1 tRNA gene is annotated in these 251 nt (G+C 45.8%); it reads right to left on the minus strand.

The window, feature by feature from the left end:
- Positions 1-133: 133 nt before the first annotated feature.
- Positions 134-209 (minus strand) — tRNA-Ala (locus tag M3593_RS23880).
- Positions 210-251: the final 42 nt, after the last annotated feature.

Raw genomic sequence — 251 nt, forward strand, 5'->3', positions numbered from 1 at the left:
TTAACCTAAAAGGTCATTTCTCTAATTGAATAGAGAGAAAACTAAAATGGCGATCACTCGGTTTTCTTCTTGGTTCTTCTTACTTACGATTATCTAGTTTTCAAGGAACAAATGCATGTGCTGTAAAGCGACATGGTGGAGCCTAGCGGGATCGAACCGCTGACCTCCTGCGTGCAAGGCAGGCGCTCTCCCAGCTGAGCTAAGGCCCCATTATGAAAGATATATGGTGGGCCTAAGTGGACTCGAACCAC

Origin of the sequence: Mesobacillus sp. MER 48, assembly GCF_023714225.1 — a bacterium.
Classification (GTDB): domain Bacteria; phylum Bacillota; class Bacilli; order Bacillales; family Cytobacillaceae; genus Mesobacillus; species Mesobacillus oceanisediminis_A.